This window comes from Pseudoalteromonas sp. CO348 (assembly GCF_004208845.1).
In the GTDB taxonomy this organism is placed as follows: domain Bacteria; phylum Pseudomonadota; class Gammaproteobacteria; order Enterobacterales; family Alteromonadaceae; genus Pseudoalteromonas; species Pseudoalteromonas maricaloris.
In genome coordinates this window covers 22,710-46,223 of sequence record NZ_SGPI01000027.1, presented here as the reverse complement: position 1 = coordinate 46,223, position 23,514 = coordinate 22,710, and the positions used below count along the sequence as shown (strand labels likewise).

Sequence of the window (23,514 nt, the reverse complement as noted above, 5' to 3'; positions counted from 1 at the left end):
ATAGCCATAATGATATGCAAGCTCCAGCAGTAGCAGAAGAAATACTTAATTCACTGTCTGGAATTAGTTGACCACTACAACATACAACAACAGCAAATAATTGGATACTTTCCAATAACCGGGAGCTCGTCACCACCAGTTTTCACATTTAAAAATGAGAATGAATGGGCAAAATATATCAATCAATTAAAAAGGATAAACGTCTATAATGGTAAGTAGTAAAGCAGAGCACCTAATTAAATTATGTGATACCTATTGCTCATATTTAGAATCAAACGGCCTAAAAATGAAAAGGGAATTATGTGACGCACTTAATGCATACGGAATGGTTCATCACCAAAAGGCACTTAAAGCCTACTTCGAAGCAGGAACAAATATTTCTATTGAAGTAGATCTGCTTGGAGGAGGGGTTTGCTATGTAAGCGAGATACCACCTAGTAGTGCAGAAGCAGGAGAGTTATGGTTTGATCCTTATGAGTTAGTCTTTATGGTCAAAACTACTAACCCGTTAGGTTTTGGAAAAGGTGTTATAGGTTGGCTGTCAATACACCCAGTATTCTACTGGCAATACCATGTGTTCCAGCGTTTAGTAAAGTATACAGTTAGAGATGACTCGTTTTTACAAGTTGATGATATACTTACATCTCGCCCTTTTGGTATAGATAAGTCTGATTATGCAACGGATATCTATAGTGAAGAGGCAAAAGCCTATGCTAAATGGCATGGTAAATGGCTCGCTTCAAACATTCGGATTGAGGCACTGCTACAATCTTGGAATTATCAAAGTAGCCCTGAAATTTTTGATACTGGTATTTATTACTGGGATAACTCGTTTGGTGGAGATGAATCAAAAAGGTTAGTCTTCGGCTTCAGTGATAAAAATTCTTTGAACCAAGGTCAAGTAGCTGAATGGTTTAGAGGAGATAATATTGGTATTGTCACCGCTATCGTAGACCAAGTCGGGTTGACAAATATTGAGCATCTTCCAAGAGATTCTGGTGAGTGTTTAACTCTTATTAATTGCGCTAAAAAGGTTAACCTTTAAATGCATATTAGTTCCGCGGGTACTTGCTTAGTCAACCAAACTTCATTTTCAGAGAGATAAAATTTAAAACCTGATTCGTACATAGCTCGGGCTTTTATTTTGAGAATTATAGGTTTTCCGTATCGTTGTCCTGCTGCTTTTGCGGTATCAATATTCGACGAAAGGTGAACATACAGGCGTTCTTGGGGGATCAAGCCCTGAGCCAATATGTTATCCAAAAAACGTGTAGCTGAGCCGTGGTACAAAAATTCAGGAGGTTCCATCTGCCTTAGCTGCAAATCAACATCAACAGAGTGACCTTGATTTGCTCGTATGCGTAAATTATCGTCAGAAATTATGAATCGTTTTTTTTCGTTAGTTTCTACAACTTGTTGGATTAGATCAAATGATAAATTACTTAAACCATTTGAGGTATACGCCTTACTTATTAACTCATTAATGTTAGCCCAGCCATATTGATCTAATTCCAATCCAATGGCATCGGGCTTGTGACGAAGTACAAAACTTAGAAATTTACTTACTTTATTTAGCTGATTAGATGTCATTAAGGTACTCTTTTAGCCGTTGCTGGTTCAGCTCAATAGTGTTTGACTTCAGTATTATGTTATAAACATTAACTTTACCCCAGTGGTCTCTATGTTTCTAGAGTTTTGGCTGGAGTTGAATACATAAGTTTATGTGATCTATTTTTTCAATTCGCATTTGTATTTAGCGAGCGCATTTTTGCAAAAAATGAACTCGATACGCATAAATGCGTTTTCAGATATATTGTGATAGGGGGTCTAGTCGGGGTGTTATATAACCTGCGCTCACTCTCGGGGCTATTGCCATGTACCGCTTTGAATTTGGCGAGGTGTGTTACGCCATCCCTCAAATTGTGATTCGACGTTTTCATTAAAATTACGAAAGAGCTGCTCGATATTTTGTGCAGGTACAATATTGCACGGGTTGCTGCTTTCTTGTCGTAAATACTCGAAAAAAGCGTTGCTGTTGTGCTCGACCATAAATCCGGTAAACAGGTAACTATTGGCATATAAGGTGGCACTTTGCATGGTTTGCCACTGATTTTCGCTATTGAATAGGGTGTTAATATCAAGCTTGGCGAAGCGCGATTTCAAAATCCCTTCTTTCGTCAACCAATCTTCGTCAGAGAGGTAAACTGAAAATTGACCTGTTTCGGTAATTCTTAGGTGCTCAAAATACTCGGCTAAGCCTTCCGTTACCCATCGAGGGGTTACGCCGAAATAGTAAAAAACGAGGGCGTGCACGGACTCATGAATGAGCGTTCTTAGCGTTTCTTCTTCAGTGCGATCGCCATTGATAAAGCCTTGGTTTTGAAACAAGAAGTACATGCCCAAGGTGCCTGCGGGTTCTGCATCGCGAGAGAGGATTAACTCATTGTAGTCAGCGTCATTGGCGGCAATATGCATGTTCAACTGGATGGGAGATAAGGCTTTTTTATGCGCTAGCTGGTTAAAAAAGTGCTTAAACATCATATACACCACGTTGAGGGCTTGCTGCGCCTGATACTCAACATAAGGGCTCACGGGTTCACCCGTTAGATTAAGTTTAAAATTTTCAATGTCGTTGAATTGCGTTTGCAAGGAAAATACTTCGCGCTTTAGTGCCCCGCAGGTAGGTGTTGAGATACCGCTGAACATATTAACAATATCACTGTGCCCGTTTAGATTATGAAAGGCTTTTTTTGGTACTTCAGGTAGCTGTTGTTTCGTTACTTCTGGTGGTGCAACCGTTAGGTGAGTAGTAGTGCCTGGCTGACTTAAACGTTTTTCTATATGGGCGTCTAGCTGTATGCCAAATTCCGTCAATAAAGGTTTGATAGACCTGATCGAGTTTGCTGCTGCACTTGGATAGATAAAATAAAGCGCAAACAATATCAGCGTGATGATAAGTAGTAGGACAAAGACCCGCCAAACCAAAGTGATATCCTTGTTTAATACATACCCAGAGACTCTGGTTATACTCGATTATCGGTAAACTTGGCAATGGGTAATTTGATTATCGGCATACTCCCATGGCATTAAATACCATCTACTTTAGTGTGTCATAGCGTATCGTTTGCATTATTTGCCATTCTTTTTTCTACAACAATGTACCCATAATCTAATTCGTTGCCTATACTTTTTGAAAAAATAACAGAGCATACAGATGAAAGTAGTTTGGTCGTTGATTTTACTGTGTTGTGTGGGCGGGAGTGCGAGCGCGCTTGATACTCAGGTGAATATTACGACGGGGCAATGGCCGCCGTACTTAGATCAAGCGAAACAAGATCAAGGTTGTGTGGCTGCGGTGATCCGAGATGTCTTTGCGCTCTCTGATATCAAAGTCCGATTTTTATTTATGCCTTGGGAACGCGCCTATCAAGAGGGAATGAAGGCAGCTTACATTGGTAGTGCTTATTGGTATTACAGTGAGCAAAGGAGCAAAGACTATATTTACACTCAACACCCACTTACTGAAGAAACGGCACGCTTTTATCACCATCGAGATTTAGCGTTTACCTATACGAGTTACGCAGATCTTAAGCCATTTAGATTGTTGCTCAATCAAGGGTTAACTTATCCGCCTTCTCTGCTAGAGGCGATAGAGACGCTTGAAATCAAAACTTCATATGCCACGTATACCAGTAAAAATGTGGCACTGATCCTACGAAACCGTGCGGATATTATGATTATGGACGAAAAATCGGCGAAGTCTTATCAGCAGGAACTGCCAGCAGAGGAAGCGGAGTTATTAGTGGCGCAAGCGATCCCTGCTTTTATCCAAAAAGGCTATTTGCTTATCAATAAGCATCATAGAGAATATGTCGAGTTGTATAACGAAGGGCTAAAAAAACTATGGGCGGATGAAGACTATGTTGCTCAGTATCGTGCTCGCTGCTCTCGTGTGTTTACCGATTGATTGCTTTTTGGCTTTGCTAAAACCAAATAATGTCCTGATTCGTTGCGAAATCATTCATAAGTTAGAATCCAAATTTGTTTTTAATGTTTTTCATAGCCTGTTGCCTATTTTGACGGTATATAAAGTACAAAGAATGTTATTACACGTAAAGCCTAATAGTGTATTCAGTGGGATTTTAGAGCATGCTTTGCAGACAACAATCGTAAAGACTATCTTGAATCGTCATTGGCTGCTTTAGATTAAGACTTGCCTTATCCAAACCGCCTTTCTGGCAGCTTGATTTTACGTTAAATGGTAAATGCGTATCTGGTCTGACCATTTAAATCACCTTTTAAATTTGCCCGATTCTTGGTTAAAGTTTATGCACGCCAACTGTTGTTTTTACACTCAGCTAATTATTGAATTGGGCTGAATTTTGACAGTTGTCATGGATTTTGATAACGTATTGTGTAAATTTGGTATGACCAATTTACCTATGAAGTTAATTCTTACCAAATTGATTAAAATAAGTCAGCGATCTGGCTAGGTCACATCATAAAAAATTGGCGTTATTTCAATGTCTTTAAAGATTAAAGCAGCAAAATTATCCGACGTAATACTAGAACAGCTTGAGAATATGATCCTCGAGGGCTCGTTATTACCCGGTGCAAAGTTGCCGCCTGAGCGTGAACTAGCTAAGCAGTTTGAAGTGTCGCGTCCATCACTTCGTGAGGCTATCCAGAAATTGGAAGCTAAGGGGCTTGTTACCCGTCGGCAAGGTGGTGGCACGTATGTTAAGAATCAGCTAGAAGAAGGGCTGACTGATCCGTTATTCGACTTGATCAGTAAGCATCCAGAATCTCAGTTCGATTTACTTGAGTTTCGTCATGCATTAGAAGGCATCGCCGCCTACTATGCGGCACTCAGGGGCACAGAGAATGACTTTGCAAAGGTACAACAAAGCTTTGACAATATTGCAGAGATAGGTGATGACCTGATGCAAAAGGCAAGGGCAATTAATGCTTTTCACTTTGCCGTTGCAGAAGCGTCACATAACGTCGTCCTGCTTCATCTTGTAAAAGGGATGCAGTCACTGCTTGAGCAAAACGTGTTGCAAAACTTAACGGTCTTGGTGCAAAAATCAGATGTGAGTGAGCAGCTCGGTGAGCACAGAAAGTTGTTATTAGATGCGGTGATCAATGGTAACCCTGAACAAGCAAGACTTGCTAGTAACGCCCACTTAGCGTTTATCGAAGAAGCGTTATTAGAAGCCGGTAAAGAGCGTTCGCGAATAGAACGTTCACTGCGTAGAACAAAACAGCAGTAATCGGACTTGATTCAGTAAGAATTGGCACAAATAGAATAAATTCGTATTTTAAACATAAGGAACACTCCATATGTCTGAAGTCAATAAAATTGACGTAGACGCGCTAGAAACCCAAGAATGGTTACAGGCGCTTGAGTCGGTAGTAAAAGAAGAAGGCGTAGAGCGCGCTCAGTTCTTGTTAGAGCAAGTATTAGAGCAAGCGCGTCTTGATGGCGTAGATATGCCAACAGGCACTACGACTAACTATGTCAACACAATCCCAGCAGATCAAGAACCTGCGTATCCAGGGGATGTGAACCTTGAGCGTCGTATTCGCTCTATCATCCGTTGGAATGCGATCATGATCGTACTTCGTGCTTCGAAGAAAGATCTTGAGCTGGGCGGGCATATGGCCTCTTACCAGTCGTCAGCTGCATTCTATGAAATGTGTTTCAACCACTTCTTCCGTGCACCAAACGAGAAAGACGGTGGTGACTTAGTGTATTACCAAGGTCACATCTCTCCGGGCATTTATGCTCGTGCATTTGTTGAAGGCCGCCTAAGCGCTGAGCAGCTAGATAACTTCCGTCAGGAAGTAGACGGTAACGGTATTTCTTCATACCCACACCCTAAGCTAATGCCTGAATTCTGGCAGTTCCCAACGGTTTCTATGGGTCTAGGTCCAATCGCGTCTATCTACCAAGCGCGTTTCCTTAAATACCTAGATGGCCGTGGTCTAAAAGATACGTCTGAGCAACGCGTTTACGCCTTCCTTGGTGATGGTGAAATGGACGAGCCAGAATCACGTGGTGCGATTTCATTCGCTGCTCGTGAAAAACTAGACAACCTATGCTACCTAATCAACTGTAACCTACAGCGTCTTGACGGCCCAGTAATGGGTAACGGTAAGATCATCCAAGAACTAGAAGGTCTATTTAAAGGTGCTGGTTGGAACGTGATCAAAGTCGTTTGGGGTTCTGGTTGGGATAAGCTACTTGCCAAAGACACTACGGGTAAATTGCTGCAACTGATGAATGAAACAGTTGACGGTGATTATCAAACTTACAAAGCAAAAGATGGTGCCTTTGTACGTGAACACTTCTTCGGTCGTTACCCAGAAACAGCAGCGCTTGTTGCTGATATGACTGACGACGAAATCTTCGCGTTGAAGCGCGGTGGTCATGAGCCATCTAAGCTATTTGCTGCATTTAAAGCGGCACAAGACACCAAAGGTCGTCCAACGGTTATCCTAGCTAAAACGGTAAAAGGTTACGGTATGGGCGCTGCGGCTGAAGGTAAAAACATTGCTCACCAAGTTAAGAAAATGGACATGACACACGTAGCGCACCTACGTTCACGTCTAGGTTTAGATGACTTGGTATCTGATGAGCAATTACAAGATCTACCTTACTTGACGCTAGAAGAAGGGTCAAAAGAGCACGAATATCTACATGCACGCCGTAACGCGCTTCACGGTTATACACCTAAGCGTCTACCTAACTTCACAGAAACGCTTACGCTACCTGAGCTAGATGCATTTAAACCGCTTCTAGAAGAACAAAAGCGTGATATCTCAACCACAATGGCATACGTTCGTGCACTTAATATCTTGTTAAAAGACAAGAATATCGGCAAGAGCGTTGTTCCAATTATTGCTGATGAAGCGCGTACTTTTGGTATGGAAGGTTTATTCCGTCAAATCGGTATTTACAACCCGCACGGCCAAAACTACAGTCCAGAAGACCGCGATATCGTTTCTTACTATAAAGAAGCAACGTCAGGTCAGGTACTACAAGAAGGTATCAATGAGCTAGGCGCGATGTCTTCATGGGTTGCAGCGGCAACGTCATACAGCACGAACGACCTACCAATGATCCCGTTCTATATCTACTATTCAATGTTTGGTTTCCAACGTGTAGGTGATATGGCGTGGATGGCGGGCGACCAACAAGCGCGTGGCTTCCTATTAGGTGCAACTGCTGGTCGTACAACGCTAAATGGTGAAGGTCTGCAGCACGAAGACGGTCACTCACACATTCAAGCAGGTACAGTGCCTAACTGTATTTCTTACGACCCAACGTTTGCTTACGAAGTAGCGGTTATTCTGCAAGATGGTATTCGTCGTATGTACGGTCCAGAGCAAGAGAACGTGTTCTACTACCTAACGCTAATGAACGAAAACTACCATATGCCAGCAATGCCTGAGGGCGCTGAGGAAGGTATTCGTAAGGGTATTTACAAGCTTGAAAGCTACACTGGCGACAAAGCACAGGTTCAGCTAATGGGCTCGGGTACTATCCTGAACGAAGTACGTAAAGCGGCGCAGATCCTAAGCGACGACTACGGTATCGGTTCAGACGTATTCTCTGTAACGTCATTTAACGAGCTTGCTCGTGACGGTCAAGATGCAGAGCGTTTCAACATGCTTAACCCAGAAGCAGAGCAAAAAGTGGCTTACATCACCAGCGTACTTGGTGATGCGCCAGCAATCGCTGCTACGGATTACATGAAAAACTACGCTGATCAAGTACGTGCATTTATGCCGAGCGCATCTTACAAAGTACTTGGCACAGACGGTTACGGTCGTTCAGACAGCCGTGAAAACCTACGTCGTCACTTTGAAGTGAATGCCGGTTACGTGGTAGTTGCTGCACTTGGCGAGCTAGTTAAGCAAGGCAAAGTTGAAAAATCAGTAGTGACTGACGCTATCAAGAAATTTGATATCGACACCACCAAAACTAACCCACTTTACGCATAAGAGGACGAGTGATGGCAATCGAAATTCATGTTCCAGATATTGGTGCCGATGAGGTTGAAGTAACCGAGATCCTAGTAAGCGTAGGTGACACGGTTGCAGAAGAGCAATCGCTTATCACTGTTGAAGGCGACAAAGCATCAATGGAAGTACCTGCCTCAGTGGCGGGTACAGTTAAAGAAATCAAAATAGCGGAAGGCGATAAAGTATCGACTGGCTCTTTGATTATGATCTTTGAAGCGGCAGGTGAAGAAGCACCGGCAGAGCAACCAGCAGAAGAAGCTAAGCCAGAAGCAAGCGCCTCTGGCAAGACAGAAGTGAAAGAAGTTCACGTACCAGATATTGGTGGCGATGAAGTTGAAGTCACTGAAATCTTAGTAGCTGCGGGTGATGTTGTTGAAGAAGAGCAATCGCTTATCACGGTTGAAGGCGACAAAGCCTCAATGGAAGTACCAGCACCATTTGCAGGTACTATCAAAGAAGTGAAAATCAACGCGGGTGACAAAGTGTCAACCGGTTCATTGATCTTCATCTTCGAAGTGGCAGGTAGCGGTGATGCACCTGCGACTACCGAAGCTGCAGAAGCGCCAGCTGAAGAGCAAGCACCAGCTGCATCAGCTGAAAAAGAAGTGCATGTACCAGATATCGGTGGCGACGAAGTTGAAGTCACTGAAATCATGGTTGCTGTTGGTGACAGCGTTGAAGACGAACAATCTCTTATCACGGTTGAAGGCGACAAAGCCTCAATGGAAGTACCAGCACCGTTTGCAGGTACAATTAAAGAGATCAAAGTCAATGCCGGCGACAAAGTATCAACGGGCTCTTTAATCTTCGTATTCGAAGTAAAGGGCGCGGCACCTGCACCTCAGGCAGCAGCTAAAGCTGAAGAAAAGCCTACTCAATCAGCGGCTCCCGCGGCAAAATCTGAAGCACCAAAAGCATCAGCACAAAAAGATGATTTTGTGGCGAATGATCAGTATGCCCACGCCTCGCCTGTGGTACGTCGTTTAGCGCGTGAGTTTGGGGTTAACCTAGCTCGCGTTAAAGGTACAGGTCGTAAAAACCGTGTACTAAAAGAAGACGTACAAAACTACGTGAAAGAGCTGGTTAAGCAAGTTGAATCTGGTCAAATCGCAAAAGGTGGCAACACTGGCGGCGGTGAGCTTGGTCTTATTCCTTGGCCAAAAGTAGATTTCAGCAAGTTTGGTGAAATTGAAGAGAAGAAACTTTCTCGCATCAACAAGCTATCGGGTGCAAACCTTCACCGTAACTGGGTACAAATCCCACATGTTACGCAGTTTGACGAAGCAGATATCACAGAGCTTGAAGCGTTCCGTAAAGAACAGAACGTGCTAGCTGAGAAGAAGAAAATGGGTGTGAAGATCACGCCATTAGTATTCGTGATGAAAGCGGCTGCAAAAGCACTTGAAGAGTTCCCAACGTTTAACTCTTCACTATCTGAAGATGGTGAGAGCTTAATCTTGAAGAAATATGTTCACATCGGTATCGCGGTTGATACACCAAATGGTCTAGTGGTTCCTGTTGTTCGCGACGTGAACAAGAAAGGCATCATTGAGATATCACGCGAGTTGATGGAAATTTCTAAGAAAGCACGTGATGGTAAACTGACGTCTGCTGATATGCAGGGCGGCTGTTTCACTATTTCAAGCCTAGGCGGTATCGGCGGTACGGCGTTTACGCCAATCGTTAATGCTCCTGAAGTTGCGATTTTGGGTGTTTCTAAGTCAGACTTCAAACCGAAATGGAATGGTAAAGAGTTTGAGCCGCGCCTAATGGTGCCGCTAAGCTGTTCATACGACCATCGTGTCATTGACGGCGCGCTAGCAGCTCGCTTTACTGTGACACTTGCAAACTACCTAAGCGATATTCGCCAGCTAGTAATGTAAGAATAGAAACCGCATGACTTAGGTGATGCGGTTTTCTTGTATTTTGTTGTTCCGCTTGATAATTAGGCGGGACAATAGAGAGTGTGAATGATACACTTTCGAGCAATAATAACTCTCTCTGCCCTGTGCCCCGAATCGGGTGTTTGGCAGGCACTTTGGGTCGGCTACTCTCGACGAGTAAACCCGTTCAAATAACAGTTAAGGTAATAACATGAGCAACGAAATCAAAACTCAAGTTGTTGTACTAGGCGGTGGTCCTGGTGGTTACTCTGCAGCATTCCGTGCAGCAGACTTAGGTTTAGACGTTACACTAATCGAATCTCGCGACACGCTAGGTGGTGTGTGCTTGAACGTTGGTTGTATCCCTTCAAAAGCCCTTCTTCACGTTGCAAAGGTAATTGATGATGCAGCAGAAATGGCTTCTCACGGTGTTTCTTTCGGTGCTCCACAAATTGACCTAGACAAAATCCGTTCATGGAAAGAGTCTGTTATCGGTCAACTTACTGGTGGTCTTGGCGGAATGGCTAAGATGCGTAAAGTAACTGTAGTTAACGGCTACGGTAAGTTCACAGGTTCTAACACTATCGCTGTTGAAGGTGCTGACGGTGCGAAAACAGTGACCTTTGATAACGCAATCATTGCAGCGGGTTCTCAGCCTGTAAGCCTTCCTTTCATTCCTGAAGACGAGCGTATCATCGACTCTACAGGTGCACTTGAGCTTAAAGACGTGCCTGAAAAGCTACTTGTACTAGGCGGTGGTATCATCGGTCTTGAGATGGGTACAGTTTACCGTTCACTAGGTTCAGCGATCGACGTAGTTGAGTTTGCTGATCAACTAGTACCAGCGGCTGACAAAGACGTTATCAAGATTTACCAAAAGTACGTTAAAGACAAGTTTAACGTAATGCTTTCTACTAAAGTGGTTGCTGTTGAAGCGAAAGAAGACGGTATCTACGTATCTTTCGAAGGCAAGCAAGCACCTGAAGGCCAAGTTCGTTATGACAAAGTACTAGTTGCTGTTGGTCGTACACCAAATGGTAAGCTAATTGACGCTGACAAAGCGGGCGTAAATGTTGATGAGCGTGGCTTTATCAGCACTGACAAGCAAATGAAGACTAACGTTGATCACATCTTCGCTATCGGTGACATCGTAGGTCAACCTATGCTTGCGCACAAAGCGGTTCATGAAGGTCACGTTGCTGCTGAAGTTATCTCTGGTAAGAAGCATTACTTCGATCCTAAGTGTATTCCTTCAATTGCATACACAGATCCAGAAATCGCTTGGGTTGGTGTGACTGAGAAAGAAGCAAAAGAGCAAGGTCTAAGCATTGAAACTGCGGTATTCCCGTGGGCTGCTTCTGGCCGTGCAATCGCTTCTGCACGTACTGAAGGTTCAACTAAGCTTATCTTTGATAAAGAGTCAGGCCGCGTGATCGGTGGTGCTATGGTTGGTATCAATGCAGGTGAAATGCTTGGTGAAATCGGTCTAGCAGTAGAGATGGGTGCTGACGGTGAAGACCTAGCGCTTACTATCCACGCTCACCCAACGCTGAACGAGTCAATCGGTCTAGCTGCTGAAATCTTTGAAGGTTCAATCACTGACCTTCCAAACAAAAAAGCAGTGAAGAAAAAGTAAGTTTTTCTGAGCATTCAAAAACCCAGCTTTGTGCTGGGTTTTTTGTTTTTGGCTAAGTGGGGAGCTTATTTTTCTAAGTATCCTAAGCCATCAGCCTGAGAAAATTAATAATTACAAGTAGTAAGGCGGAAGTGGCAATAAATAGCCAGCGCATCTGATTGAGGAGCCCGAGTAAATGCTGAATATGCTCAGCTGAGGGCTGCGCTTTTGCACCTACCCGCATCACCTCATAACGTTCACCAAAATAAAAGCGCGGCCCTGCGAGCTGTGTATGTAAATTTGCTGCAAAAAAGCTCAGTGCCCATCCAGTATTCGTTTGGCTAAAGTGACGGCCGTAGTATTTAATGTAGTGCCAAGTTTGCTTTGGTCTAAGTAGCAATGAAAAGCAGGTAATTAATAATCGAATAGGCACAAACTCAATGAGCCAAATCATGCGGGAAAGGCTTGCCATAAAACGGCTTGAGGGGAGCATTACTTGCCGCCAAGCATGGTCACACAGTAGTAACAGTTTATAAAATAGCGCGAGATAGGGGCCTGCTGTTAGATACAGTAAAGCAATGACAAAAAAATGGCGCAGGGTATTTAATGCGGTGCTATCTATGGTGGCTTTACAAATACCAAGCTCTGTTAGCTTCTCTACATCTCTTGCTACCATTCCTTGCAACACGGCTCTTGCAGTCACTTTTTGCTTTGACTTTATCAGCGCGGAAATGCGCTTAGCACGGCTTTCATGGCCAATATCTAAGCATAAAAACAACACCAGCCCACCGAGCCAATTAGGATAAAAAGCAAAGCTAATAATCGCATAAGTTAATACGGTGATGGTTAATATAGGGAGGAAGAATCCCAGTGTGCCTGATAATAGTTGATAACTAGAAGCCGCTTTGGGGCGATAAACTCTTTCGGCAATGGCTTTAAAAACAAGGCTAAGAATAAGATTAGGGTGATAAAGTGTTGATAACCTTACCCCTAGGCTGGCAAAAATCGCCAGTAAGAAAATGATCAGGCCTTCATGGGCCTGAAGCAAGCTGTCGAGCACTAAAGCGTAACCTTATCCAGCTTATTAAGTAGTGCCATCACCATTTTAGAAGAGTTAACCGAAGCGACTTCTAGATACTCCTCGAATGATTGCGGTGATTCTTTGCCGGCGATATCAGATAGCGAGCGGATCACAACAAATGGCGTGTTTAGAGAATGACAAGCCTGCGCAATTGCTGCGCCTTCCATTTCTACTGCTAACATAGTAGGGAAGTCTGCACGCGCCTTGTCGATGCGTACCGGATCGCACATAAATGAGTCACCCGTACAGATCAAGCCAACCATAGTTTGAATGCCTTCAAGTTCATGTACGCTTTGCTCTGCTGCCTCAACTAATTTTGCATGCGAAGTGAACGCAGCAGGCATTTGTGGAACTTGACCAATTTCATAGCCAAATGCAGTAACATCAACATCGTGATGACGTACTTCATTTGAAATAACCACATCGCCGACGTTTAGTGAAGGCTCAAAACCACCAGCAGAACCCGTGTTGATCACGCAATCTGGCGCAAAGTTGTCGATAAGCAAAGTTGTCGCAACTGTTGCTGCCACTTTACCAATGCCAGACTGTACAAGCGTTACGTCAAGACCAGCTAGTTTGCCGGTATAAAAAGTAAAGCCACCTTTGGTCAATGTTTGCGGGTTTTCCATGGTGTTACGCAAAATGGTAACTTCTTGCTCCATTGCGCCGATAATGCCTACTTTCATCAAAAGATTCCTAATTTGTGGTGGGGAAAGCCCCAGTGTCAAAATTGCTTTTATTATACGAAAGGGGTTTTGATAGGTAAAACAAAAAACGGGCTGACGCCCGTTTTGCTATATTTCTGCCAACTGAGTTGACTGTGCTTTTGCCTGTGAAGGGGACAGTACCGCAGGTTTGTAGGTGCGATTTCTGGTTTTCTTTGGCATCTCCACTTTTTGGCCAAGCTTGAATAGGATTGCCGCACGAACCTCAGCACTTTGGTAGCCACTTTTGATTTTCATGCGAATGTGTGGAATACCCGCAGATTCCAGAGCGCCACTGACAAACCAATCTTTTTGTGCTTTATGGCCGTTTTTATTGGCGTTGTTAACTAAATCAACAGCGGCAACAATTTTCAGTGTCTCTTTATCTACCAAGACATAATCCAGCTGTTTGTTCTTAGCTTTAGTTACCGCGGCACGACGTGCTTTTGGAGAGATCCCCGGTTTGCACTCAATCACATCAATGAGTTTAATGCGGCTTACGATTTTATATCTATCGCCAACAGCACGTTCTAATAAATGTAGAAACGATGCTTCAACGGTGGTAAAAACAGATTCTTTACGATTAAACGGATAAGGATTGCCACCCACATCGGTGTACTTAGAAGCGACAATGGAAGCAACGACCACTAGAGCCAAAATAGCAAGTAACGCAAATTCCATACAAAACTCCAAATCAAAAAAATGACATCTGTGGTTTTATAAGCAATAGGTGTGCCAAACGAGCGCTTAAATTAGTGGGTGGTTAACATTAAATCGGTGAATCAGTATTTGGGATATGGAAAGAAAAATAAAGTGCTTTAAGTTGTTTATACTAGGCAGCGATATCTTACAGCAGGGCTGCCTAGTACTGGATTATGATATTAGCTCGCGTTATTTGTCCTCTTTAAGCACATAGATCTCACCATCGAAACTACCTTGAATGGTCAATCCTTGGCCTGCCAGCTCCTTGAGATATTCAATATGCTCTTGGGTAATATGTTGGCCCGGCACCAAAAGCGGAATACCCGGAGGATACGGGGTGACTAAGCCTGCACAAATTCGGTTGTTGCTCTTGCTAATAGGTACAGATTCACGCTCGCCGTAGAAGGCATCACTAGGAATACAAGCAAGGTCAATTGCGGGTAAGTTCTCAGGTAAGCGTGAGCGTCGCGTTGACTTCGATAGTTTTACCTTGCCGCCATCAAGTTTCTTTAAGGCATTGTATAAACGAATGATCTTTGAGCGTGTACCACCCAAGGTTAGTAAGACTAAGATGGTACTGTGCGTATATTTCTCAATCTCCAGCCCAATTTCGTCTAACAGGAATTTATGAATATCCTTTAACGAATATGGTAGTTCACTAATATCTATGAGGATTTTAAGCGGATCATGCCCCATATTATCGCCACTAAAATGTGGGAATATGTTCATAAAGTCTTGCTTATCAAGCACTTTAATATGTTTGAGCGAGGCCATCTGCTGTTTGAACTCTGCAACATGGTTCAGCAGCGCATTGAGTAACTTATAGCCTTCCATCTCCAACTGCTTCTGGCACACATCCAAAGACGCTATAAGTTGGTATTTGGGCGAGGTGCTGGCGTAGATACTGTAAATCTCACGGAAGAAATCAGCATCAAAATCAGGGTCGTTAATATGGATATAAGATGCCTGCGAAAATGCCGATACGACTTTATGCGCCGAATGAGTGACATAATCGGCACCTGCATGAATGGCGGAATAATGGCGCAAGCTAGGGTGAAATAGCGAGTAAGCAAACCAAGCTTCATCAATAAAGACTTTGATGCCATGCTGATGGGCAAATTCTACGACTTGTTTCAGGTCGCTCAGCAAACCATCATAGGTACAGCCGGTGAGCACCAGTAGTTTTGCATCGGTATTTTGTTCAATCGCTTGCTTAATATCGGCCAGTGAAGGCGGTGCAAATATGCCATATTTTGGATTTAAGATACTCGACAAATAGATTGGGAAACTGGCCGATTGCAAAATGCCATAGTGCACAGACTTATGACAGTTGCGGTCGATGATCACCTTATCGCCCTTGCGAAGTAGGGTTTGCAAAATAATTTTATTCGAGGTGGACGAACCGTTGGTCACGAAGTAGGTGCGTTTAACCTCAAACGTTGCCGCAGCGGATTCCTGAGCGCGGCCAATGGTATTGGTGCTGTCTGACAGTGAACCTAACGAATCAACCGATACAGACAAGTCTCCGACAAAGACATTACGGCCATAGAATTGATAAAAATCTTTGATATAAGGAGAGTTTCTAAAGCTCGAACCGCCGCTGTGACCCGGAGTATGCCAAGAGTCGTTCGCTTCGCCGACATAACTGCGATACGCGGTCCAAAATGGCGTCTCGGCTCTGTCATCAAAGTCATTGATCATATATCCCAAAATGGCTTCAGGATCTGAGATAACTTCATCTTTAAAGAAGAAAGACTCGATTTCCTCGGATTCGTTGACTATCTCAAGCCCTTTAGTGTCATCGCCAATAACGTAAACCGGTAATTCTAGACGAATACTTTTTAATTGCTCGATAAAGCGACTATAGGTTTGTTCGCCACTTTTGTTGTGCACATCCCAACTCAGCACGACAGCTTGAATATCACCATCTTCAGTGACATGCTCCAAGGCTTTTGAAAGTTCGAGGCATTCAATAATATCGATTTGAACATCCTCTCGCTCAAAATTAGGGATCGTTTTTGACAGATTGCTTGAGAGCGATTGCAATACAGCTGGCTCTTGTTCTATCAACAAGATACGAAGGACAGGTAGCATAATGATATTCGCATTAAAATTTAAAGACTTTCATTAGCATAAAGAAAGCGTAGTGATTTGTGAAATCAATACTTTGAAAATGTTCCAGAAATTGTAAAACGGATGTAGGCGAGGAAGTTGTTGCGAGTGATGGAAAGTGTGCTATTCAACATAGGAAACAGGAAGGTTTCGAGTATCAGGCGTGTCTGAGTTAAATTTGGGATAGGGTGTTTTTGAAGGCTGTATTACGATTGCTTTTCAATGATAAATACAGTAGTGATAAAAACAACAGTACTAGCTAACAGATCAAAAGGAGTCAAAATGAGATTGGTTAATTATGTTGTGTATGTGTTCTTATTTGGGTGTTTAATCAGCTTCCCTTCATGGGCTGATACAAATAACTTGTCGGGAACATTGGTTGTTGTAAATAAAAAGGGGAACTCGGTTGATTTCATCGATCTTAGCAGCCGAAAAATTAAGCTGACGCTCGCAACCGGCAGAGGACCACATGAATTAGCAATGAGTGCCGACGGGCATACGGCTGTTGTCACTAATTATGCACGTGGCAATAGTCTAAGTGTTTTTGACGTTCGGCAAGCAAAAAAAGTAAAAACCATTGATTTGTCTCGTTATCCAAGGCCACATGGCGTGTTGTTTTTAAAAGACCAAAAACGCGTTGCAGTATCGTCTGAAGGCTCCGACAGTGTGGTAATCGTTGATATAGAGTCGGGGAAAATTGATAAAGTAATAGCAACAGAGCAAAGAGGTTCTCATATGGTGGCGCTGCCGGCGTCTAGCGAGCGTGTTTACACCACAAATATGCGCGCAGATTCAGTGTCTGAATTAGATGTAAAGTCAGGTGCCTTACTTCGCAAAATTTCAATGCCAAAAGTACCAGAGGCTATCACCATAAATAAAAGTGGCTCAGAGCTCTGGGTTGGTAGCAACGATGATGGCTTAGTTACCGTGTTTGATGTAGCAAATGAGCGTATAATTAAGCAATGGAAAGGCTATAGCTTTCCATACCGTGTGTTACTTACCCGCGATGAGCAGTTTGCTGTGATCCCAGACTATAGGAATCACACCCTTGATGTGATCGATGCAATGCACAAAGAAAAGCTGCGTCAAATAAAGTTTGAGCCGGGAACAGGACCAAAAGGCGTGATCCTCCATCCAGACGATCGCACTTTATTTTTATCCGCTTACCAAAAAAATAAGGTCCTTGTTATAGATATTGTATCTGGCAAAACCTTATTTGAACTCCCTACTGGTAACGGACCAGATGGAATAGGGTATTCAGCAGTGGTATTGCCTTAGGCTAGCCATCACGTCGATACGAATGTGGCGTGAAGTAGGAGCTGCTTTACGCAGCGAGCTGTGTTTTCATATCGCTTGAATAATTTTACGAAACAACAAATTCACGGTAACCACCACAAATAAAAGTTGTGCTTATGCTAAAACAAAGATTAGCTATCAGTCTTCTCTTTAAACTCACACAAATCTTCAATCAAACAGCTGCCACATTTAGGTTTACGCGCGGTGCACACATAGCGGCCATGGAGAATTAGCCAGTGGTGGACATCCACTTTAAACTCTTTTGGTACAACCTTCTCTAGCTTTTGCTCGACTGCCACCACATCTTTACCCATGGCGAACTTGGTGCGGTTGGAGACGCGGAATATATGGGTGTCTACGGCAATTGTCGGCCAGCCAAAAGCGCAGTTTAGTACCACGTTGGCGGTTTTGCGACCGACCCCCGGCAGTGCTTCTAGTGCTTCACGGTTTTCAGGAACTTCGGAGCCGTGTTTGTCGACGAGGATCTGACACATTTTATAGACGTTATTGGCTTTTGAATTAAATAAACCAATGGTTTTGATATAGTCTCTTAAGCCTTCAAGGCCAAGCTCCAGAATTTTCTCAGGCGTGTTGGCAACAGGGAAGAGTTTGCGTGTCGCTTTGTTTACCCCAACATCAGTGGCTTGTGCTGAGAGGGTAACGGCAACTAAAAGCTCGAAGGGTGACGAGTATTCTAGCTCAGTTTCAGGGTGCGGATTTTCGTCCCTGAGTCGCGTGAGTATTTCTATACGTTTTTGTTTATTCATAAGATTTACTTGCTAATTTCAATGACGGTAGCATGCGGTTATTTTCATTAAACAGCGATAGTGACGGTATCGCTGCTTAATGGCATCATTATTACCGCATTAGTTTAAGTTAGTGACCCGTGCTCTTGGGCCTTTTACTTCTTCGGCTGTTGGCGCAGCTTTAGCTTTGAGCTGAGCGTCGATAATGTTTTTCGCAGCAATCAAAAAACCAAGGCCTAAAAAGGCGCCCGGTGGCAGGATTGCAACTAAAAATTGATGATCGAATGAGAAAATCTCAATACGCAATACACTTGCCCAGTTGCCAAGGAGTAGCTCGGCACCATCAAATAGTGTTCCTTGACCAATAAGTTCGCGCATTGCACCCAGTACAAATAGCACCAGTGCAAAACCCAGCCCCATCATTAAACCATCCCAAACCGATAACAGTGGACTATTCTTGGAGGCGAATGCCTCGGCACGACCAATAATGGCGCAGTTGGTTACGATTAACGGAATAAATATACCAAGGGATTGATACAGACCAAAGGTATAAGCGTTCATGAGTAGTTGAATAACCGTAACAAAGGCGGCGATGATCATGACAAACACGGGAATACGAATGTCTTTTGGCACCCCGTTTCTCACCACGGATACGGTAAAGTTAGAACCAACCAGTACCAGTAATGTGGCAATACCAAGCCCTAAGGCATTGGTTACCGTTGAAGTCACCGCGAGGAGCGGACACAGGCCCAAAAGCTGCACTAAAGCAGGGTTATTTTGCCATGTACCTTCTTGAAAGAGCGATTTTAACTGACTCATTGTGACACCTCGCAAGTATTAGGCGCGTTAAATAGCGCATCAAAATGAGTTTTGGCAAACCATGCGGCCTGATTTACCGAGGTTACCACAGCGCGTGGGGTAATGGTTGCGCCGGTAAATGAATCAAATTGACCGCCGTCTTTTTTCACATTCATTTTAGGGTCTTTTTCACCTTCAACTTGAACGCCGTTGAAAGTCGTTACCCAAGCCGACTTTGCCAGCTCTACCTTATCACCAAGGCCTGGGGTTTCTTCATGGCGCGTTATACGCACACCTGAGATCAGACCTTGTCTATCGACAGCGGTTAAGACATCAATATTGCCACTGTAGCCTTTCGGGGTGATATGTCTCACTAAAAGAGCTGAGGGTTCACCATTGAGTCTGGCTCTGTAAATTGTGTGTGGACCGCCTGGGCCAAGTTCTAAGGCGTTGCTGGTGGTGCAATCCAAATACAGAGTATTGTCGTACTTATCTGCTGCAATCACCTGAGAAAGTAGTTGCATCAGGTGCTGTTGCTCTTGGCTGGCAATTTTATCTTTGGTGAGGTCATTAATCAGTGCGACCGCTCCTGTTGTTGCCAGTGCAAATGCCGCGAGGATCAGGCCATTTTTCTGCATCGATTGAATTATCATGATTTTGCTCCATGACCATAAGTACGAGGCTGAGTGTAATGATCGATAAGTGGCACTGCCATATTCATGATCACAACTGCAAATGCAACGGCGTCTGGATAGCCACCAAATTGGCGAATCACATAGACAGTAAAGCCGATTGCCGCGCCGTAAATCAGGCGACCTAAGTTAGTGGTGGAGGCCGACACCGGATCGGTGGCAATAAAGAAGGCACCAAGCATAGCGCCGCCACTTAACAAGTGGAATAGGGTGCCGGGCTCTGACTCAGGAGCAATGATATAGCCAATCGCACTAGCAAGGCCAAGACTGGCAATAAAGGCTACAGGAATATGCCAGTTGATCACTTTGGCTTTTAGCAGGTAAAGACCACCTAGCAAAAAGGCGAGGTTAACATATTGCCAACCAAGTCCTGCAAGCGCTCCAAAACCCTGCTTACTCATCGCCTCATTCACGGTTAAGCCTTGTGAGACAGCGGTTTTTACCGAGTCTAATGGCGTTGCACCAGTCGCACCGTCAATCACGCCTGCACGCCATACGTCAAGTGTAACACCTTGGCTGGTGGACTCGGTAAAGATCATTGCGAGTTGGTCGACAAAGCTTAGCGACTCTAGCGTGAGCGCTTGAATAGGTGACCACGAAGTCATTTGTACAGGGAAGGAGATCAGCAACAATACATAGGCCGCCATGGCCGGGTTGAAAAGATTAAAGCCTAGGCCACCGTATAGCTGTTTTACAATAGCGATGGCAAAAAATGCACCAATGACGGTTATCCACCAAGGGGCTAGCGGCGGAATACTGATGGCCAGCAACACAGCGGTGAGCCAAGCACTGCCGTCGCTGAGGCTGGGCCATATCGCTCGACCTCTTAGCTTTAGCACTAGCGCTTCAGCAAGGCTTGCGGTAATAAGCGCCAAAGCCAACTGGATCAATACACCAAAACCAAAATAGTAGGTTTGGACTAAGATCCCGGGAATACAGGCTGCCATGACGGTCATCATGATTTTGTTGACCGACTTATGGCTATGATTGTGCGGGGATGAGGCCATGGTTAGTTTCATGACGGTTCATTTCCTTCTTGTTCTTTCGCTTGCTTCTTCGCTTTTGCTCTTGCAATTGCGGCTTTAACGGCGGCTTTTTTACGTGCTTCAGGGCTAAGTGCTTGTTGCTGCTCAGATGTGCCCTCAGCATCTTGCTCTGTACGGCTGGAGTCTGTTTCTGATCCCGCCGTTGGCTCATTTGTTTCTTCGCCTTGCTCATTCACGCTTTCGCCAGCTTCTTGTGCCTCTTTAGCGGCTTTTTTGGCCTTAGCTCTGGCAATTGCGGCGGCAACGGCAGCTTTACGTGGATCTTCCTCGGCGCTTGCCGTTGGAGCGGCTTCTGCTTGTTCGCTCACGCTTGCGCCTGCTTCTTCAGCCTCTTTAGCTGCTTTCTTGGCCTTAGCTCTGGCAATTGCGGCGGCAACGGCAGCTTTACGTGGATCTTCGTCAGCACTTTCCGTTGGGGCGGCTTCTGCTTGTTCGCTCACGCTTGCGCCAGCTTCTTCCGCCTCTTTAGCAGCTTTCTTGGCCTTAGCTCTGGCAATTGCGGCGGCAACGGCAGCTTTACGTGGATCCTCGTCAGCACTTTCCGTTGAGGCGGCTTCTGCTTGTTCGCTCACGCTTGCACCAGCTTCTTCCGCCTCTTTGGCGGCTTTCTTGGCCTTAGCTCTGGCGATTGCGGCGGCAACGGCGGCTTTACGTGGATCTTCCTCGGCGCTTTTCGTTGGAGCGGCTTCTGCTTGCTCGCTCACGCTTGCACCAGCTTCTTCCGCCTCTTTGGCGGCTTTCTTGGCCTTAGCTCTAGCAATTGCGGCGGCAACGGCGGCTTTACGTGGATCTTCGTCAGCGTTATCGGTTTGAGCGCTTTGGACAACCTCAACTTGCTCGCTTATGCTTTCACCTGCTTCTTCCGCTTCTTTAGCGGCTTTCTTGGCCTTAGCTCTTGCAATTGCGGCGGCAACAGCGGCTTTTTTATCGCTTGGCGCTGCATTGGCTTCTGGTTCAGCTGTGTCTTCTGCGGCTGCTTTTTTGGCTTTAGCCCGGGCGATTGCAGCAGCTACGGCTGCCTTTTTATCATCTGCTGCGGCTGGCTCAGATTCAGGCGCAGTTTGGGCCGCGGCTTTTTTCGCCTTAGCGCGAGCAATGGCGGCGGCTACTGCATCTTTTTTATCTGTGCTTTCAGGCTGGTCAGTTTTTTCTTCTTTATATTTACGCGCCTGCGCTTTGCGTTTTGCACGCTCTTCAGCAATGGCGCTGTTATCCGGCTCTAACTCGCCGTTCTCACCTCGTTTGGCTTTGGCGCGTGCAATCGCAGCTTGGACCGCGGATTTATCTGACTGCTTATCTTTAACGCGTGAGAGTGCTTCTTGCACTTTTTCTTTATCTGCGGCTTTTGGTGCAGCGCCCGCCGAACGGCGTTTATGTTTATTTTGGCGTTCTTCTTGTTCGCGCTCTAAGCGCTCTTTTCTTGCCTCAAAACGCTCTTTAGCACGCTCTGCTTTGACTTGTTCGAGCTTTTGTTCGCGAATATCGGCTTTGGCTACACGATAGTATTGCACCAAGGGGATTTCGCTCGGGCAAACATAAGAGCACGCACCACATTCGATACAGTCAAAGAGGTTGTATTCCTCTAACTTTTGGTACTCTTTGCCTTTAGCAAACCATTGTAACTGCTGTGGTAATAAGCTTTGAGGGCAGGCATCTGCACAGGCACTACAGCGAATACATGCCTTTTCATCACCCGGGATCGCAAGTTCTTGGTTGTCTGGCGCGAGTATACAGTTGGTGGTTTTGACCACAGGGATCCTAACCGATGGCAAGGTAAAGCCCATCATTGGACCGCCCATGACTACACGCTGCGCCTCTACTGGCGAAAAGCCTTGTGAGTCTAGCAGGTGCTTTATTTCAGTGCCGAGTAAAGCCCACACGTTGCTTGGCTGAGTAATGGTATTACCGGTCACGGTAACTACACGCTCAATAAGTGGTTTACCCTCAAAAATGGCTTGCCAAATTGCGAACAGTGTTCCAACGTTCTGCACCAGTACGCCGATATCCGCTGGTATTCCAGCACTTGGTACTTCTTTGGAAGTTAATAGCTTGACCAGTTGCTTTTCACCACCAGAAGGGTATTTGGTTGGCACACTACGGACTAAGATATCCTGATTATGCTGAGCCGCTGCGGTGATCGCCGCAATGGCTTCTGGTTTATTATCTTCAATGCCAAACAACACTTTTTGTGGTTTCAATATACCTTGTAGCACTTCGACGCCTGCGATGATTTCTTTGGCGCGCTCACGCATCAAACGATCATCGGCTGTAATATATGGTTCGCACTCAATGCCATTGACGACTAAAAACTCAATGGGCTTTGGGCTGTCTGCTTTGACATAGGTTGGGAATCCCGCACCGCCCATACCGGCAATACCAGCTTGGTGGATAATATCGATAAGCTGTTTGTTATCAAGCGTGCTAATGTCGCTAATTGGGTTCAGTGGTGTCCACTTATCTTCACCGTCTGGGCGCAAAATAATACTGAGCTCAGGTAGCGCGGATGGATGCGCCGACGGCATCGGCTTTATCGCTTCAATGGTGCCAGATGTGGGAGCGTGGATGGGCAGTGACCAGTTCGTGCCGGGAGCCGTCAATGCTTGACCCTTAAGGACGTGATCGCCAGAGTTAACCAACAGGCTACCATTGGCACCAATGTGCTGCTTTAGGGGCAGAATTAGTTTATCAGGCAAAGGTAAACGAGCAATCGGTTGTTGGTTGGATAATGTCTTTTGCTCTGGTGGATGGATGCCACCTGGGAACTGCCACAGTTTTCCACTTTCTATTTGTTCAAGTAATGTTTCCACT

The 23,514-nt window shown here is 44.9% G+C and carries 19 protein-coding genes; 7 read left to right on the top strand and 12 right to left on the bottom strand.

Annotation, left to right across the window (positions count from 1 at the left end; all coding sequences use genetic code 11):
- The first annotated feature begins 208 nt into the window (after nucleotides 1-208).
- Nucleotides 209-1,045, top strand: coding sequence for a hypothetical protein (locus EXT48_RS13265; protein ID WP_130164738.1), 837 nt, complete (start codon nucleotides 209-211; stop codon nucleotides 1,043-1,045).
- On the opposite strand, the gene EXT48_RS13260 is transcribed toward EXT48_RS13265, so the two are convergent.
- Nucleotides 1,042-1,590, bottom strand: a complete 549-nt coding sequence (locus EXT48_RS13260) for an RNA 2'-phosphotransferase (RefSeq protein ID WP_130164737.1) — start codon at nucleotides 1,588-1,590, stop codon at nucleotides 1,042-1,044. The genes EXT48_RS13265 and EXT48_RS13260 overlap by 4 nt on opposite strands.
- A 276-nt stretch (nucleotides 1,591-1,866) precedes the next feature.
- Nucleotides 1,867-2,985 (bottom strand): DUF1570 domain-containing protein, encoded by a 1,119-nt coding sequence (locus EXT48_RS13255; RefSeq protein ID WP_130164736.1) that lies wholly within the window; start codon nucleotides 2,983-2,985, stop codon nucleotides 1,867-1,869.
- Between the two features lie 229 nt (nucleotides 2,986-3,214).
- Here EXT48_RS13255 and EXT48_RS13250 point away from each other — a divergent pair, with 229 nt between their 5' ends.
- Entirely contained in the window at nucleotides 3,215-3,967 is a 753-nt protein-coding gene (locus EXT48_RS13250) for an ABC transporter substrate-binding protein (protein WP_130164735.1), read from the top strand.
- Between the two features lie 175 nt (nucleotides 3,968-4,142).
- Here EXT48_RS13250 and EXT48_RS23720 read toward each other — a convergent pair whose 3' ends face one another.
- Nucleotides 4,143-4,286 (bottom strand): hypothetical protein, encoded by a 144-nt coding sequence (locus EXT48_RS23720; RefSeq protein ID WP_165384109.1) that lies wholly within the window; start codon nucleotides 4,284-4,286, stop codon nucleotides 4,143-4,145.
- Between the two features lie 237 nt (nucleotides 4,287-4,523).
- Between EXT48_RS23720 and pdhR the strand changes: the two genes are divergently transcribed.
- From pdhR to lpdA, 4 genes are all read left to right on the top strand, one after another.
- Nucleotides 4,524-5,273, top strand: a complete 750-nt coding sequence (gene pdhR / locus EXT48_RS13245; RefSeq protein WP_010370324.1) for a pyruvate dehydrogenase complex transcriptional repressor PdhR — start codon at nucleotides 4,524-4,526, stop codon at nucleotides 5,271-5,273.
- Nucleotides 5,274-5,343: 70 nt separating this feature from the next.
- Nucleotides 5,344-8,010, top strand: a complete 2,667-nt coding sequence (aceE, locus tag EXT48_RS13240) for a pyruvate dehydrogenase (acetyl-transferring), homodimeric type (protein ID WP_069022893.1) — start codon at nucleotides 5,344-5,346, stop codon at nucleotides 8,008-8,010.
- An 11-nt stretch (nucleotides 8,011-8,021) separates the two neighbouring features.
- Nucleotides 8,022-9,914: a pyruvate dehydrogenase complex dihydrolipoyllysine-residue acetyltransferase gene (gene aceF / locus EXT48_RS13235; RefSeq protein WP_130164734.1), complete on the top strand. Its 1,893-nt coding sequence runs from the start codon at nucleotides 8,022-8,024 to the stop codon at nucleotides 9,912-9,914.
- Nucleotides 9,915-10,125: 211 nt separating this feature from the next.
- Nucleotides 10,126-11,550, top strand: coding sequence for a dihydrolipoyl dehydrogenase (gene lpdA / locus EXT48_RS13230; protein WP_010607389.1), 1,425 nt, complete (start codon nucleotides 10,126-10,128; stop codon nucleotides 11,548-11,550).
- Nucleotides 11,551-11,632: 82 nt separating this feature from the next.
- On the opposite strand, the gene EXT48_RS13225 is transcribed toward lpdA, so the two are convergent.
- From EXT48_RS13225 to EXT48_RS13210, 4 genes are all read right to left on the bottom strand, one after another.
- Nucleotides 11,633-12,589 carry a cobalamin biosynthesis protein gene (locus tag EXT48_RS13225; RefSeq protein WP_130164733.1) on the bottom strand — a complete coding sequence of 319 codons (957 nt, stop codon included), beginning with the start codon at nucleotides 12,587-12,589 and terminating at the stop codon, nucleotides 11,633-11,635.
- The gene (gene mtnN, locus EXT48_RS13220) at nucleotides 12,589-13,296 is read right to left on the bottom strand and encodes a 5'-methylthioadenosine/S-adenosylhomocysteine nucleosidase (protein ID WP_017217969.1); all 708 of its coding nucleotides are present in this window, start codon (nucleotides 13,294-13,296) and stop codon (nucleotides 12,589-12,591) included. The genes EXT48_RS13225 and mtnN overlap by 1 nt, the downstream gene beginning before the upstream one ends.
- A 108-nt stretch (nucleotides 13,297-13,404) precedes the next feature.
- Complete coding sequence (locus tag EXT48_RS13215; RefSeq protein WP_010605979.1) at nucleotides 13,405-13,995, bottom strand: DUF2726 domain-containing protein; 591 nt, start codon at nucleotides 13,993-13,995, stop codon at nucleotides 13,405-13,407.
- A gap of 210 nt (nucleotides 13,996-14,205) precedes the next feature.
- A complete protein-coding gene (locus EXT48_RS13210; RefSeq protein ID WP_130164732.1) occupies nucleotides 14,206-16,110 on the bottom strand; it encodes an aminotransferase class V-fold PLP-dependent enzyme in 1,905 nt (634 codons plus the stop codon).
- A gap of 300 nt (nucleotides 16,111-16,410) precedes the next feature.
- Here EXT48_RS13210 and EXT48_RS13205 point away from each other — a divergent pair, with 300 nt between their 5' ends.
- Complete coding sequence (locus EXT48_RS13205) at nucleotides 16,411-17,406, top strand: YncE family protein (protein ID WP_130164731.1); 996 nt, start codon at nucleotides 16,411-16,413, stop codon at nucleotides 17,404-17,406.
- Between the two features lie 149 nt (nucleotides 17,407-17,555).
- Here the strand turns inward: EXT48_RS13205 and nth are convergent, their stop codons facing one another.
- The 5 genes from nth to rsxC form a co-directional block, all read right to left on the bottom strand.
- Complete coding sequence (gene nth / locus EXT48_RS13200) at nucleotides 17,556-18,191, bottom strand: endonuclease III (protein WP_039491909.1); 636 nt, start codon at nucleotides 18,189-18,191, stop codon at nucleotides 17,556-17,558.
- A 99-nt stretch (nucleotides 18,192-18,290) separates the two neighbouring features.
- Nucleotides 18,291-18,989, bottom strand: a complete 699-nt coding sequence (locus EXT48_RS13195; RefSeq protein ID WP_130164730.1) for an electron transport complex subunit E — start codon at nucleotides 18,987-18,989, stop codon at nucleotides 18,291-18,293.
- Nucleotides 18,986-19,621, bottom strand: coding sequence for an electron transport complex subunit RsxG (gene rsxG, locus EXT48_RS13190; RefSeq protein ID WP_130164729.1), 636 nt, complete (start codon nucleotides 19,619-19,621; stop codon nucleotides 18,986-18,988). The genes EXT48_RS13195 and rsxG overlap by 4 nt, the downstream gene beginning before the upstream one ends.
- Nucleotides 19,618-20,679, bottom strand: a complete 1,062-nt coding sequence (gene rsxD / locus EXT48_RS13185) for an electron transport complex subunit RsxD (RefSeq protein WP_039491913.1) — start codon at nucleotides 20,677-20,679, stop codon at nucleotides 19,618-19,620. The genes rsxG and rsxD overlap by 4 nt, the downstream gene beginning before the upstream one ends.
- Nucleotides 20,676-23,513, bottom strand: coding sequence for an electron transport complex subunit RsxC (rsxC, locus tag EXT48_RS13180; RefSeq protein WP_130164728.1), 2,838 nt, complete (start codon nucleotides 23,511-23,513; stop codon nucleotides 20,676-20,678). The genes rsxD and rsxC overlap by 4 nt, the downstream gene beginning before the upstream one ends.
- Nucleotide 23,514: the final 1 nt, after the last annotated feature.